1 protein-coding gene is annotated in these 335 nt (G+C 66.0%); it reads right to left on the minus strand.

All coding sequences use genetic code 11. The features are described 5' to 3' along the window. Positions 1-39: 39 nt before the first annotated feature. Positions 40-335, minus strand: a 296-nt coding sequence (locus EN807_RS33650; RefSeq protein WP_281405258.1) for a YbaK/EbsC family protein, incomplete at its 5' end; no start/stop codon positions are given.

Raw genomic sequence — 335 nt, forward strand, 5'->3', positions numbered from 1 at the left:
TCGGCGCGGCCCCGATCTCTCGGTAGTGCTCGCGATTTCTCAGTAGGCCGGATGGCTGAAGCGGGCCTGGCGCGCATCCGTGGTCAGGTTGCGAAAGTCCTTGCCGCTGACATGCACGAGCGTCCTGTGGTCGCCGCCCTCGAAATAGACGTCGTCGGCGGCGCCGAGGCTTTCGTCGAGGATCACCGGCACGTCATAGGCGGCGCCGATCGGCGGGACGGCGCCGACATCGCAATCGCCGAAGAGCGAGACCACCTCGTCTTCGGAAGCGAGCCCGAGCCGCTTGTCCATGATGCTTTGCAAGGTGCCGAGCTCGATCCTGTGGGTGCTCGGGA

This window comes from Mesorhizobium sp. M5C.F.Ca.ET.164.01.1.1 (genome assembly GCF_004792125.1).
Lineage (GTDB): Bacteria > Pseudomonadota > Alphaproteobacteria > Rhizobiales > Rhizobiaceae > Mesorhizobium > Mesorhizobium wenxiniae.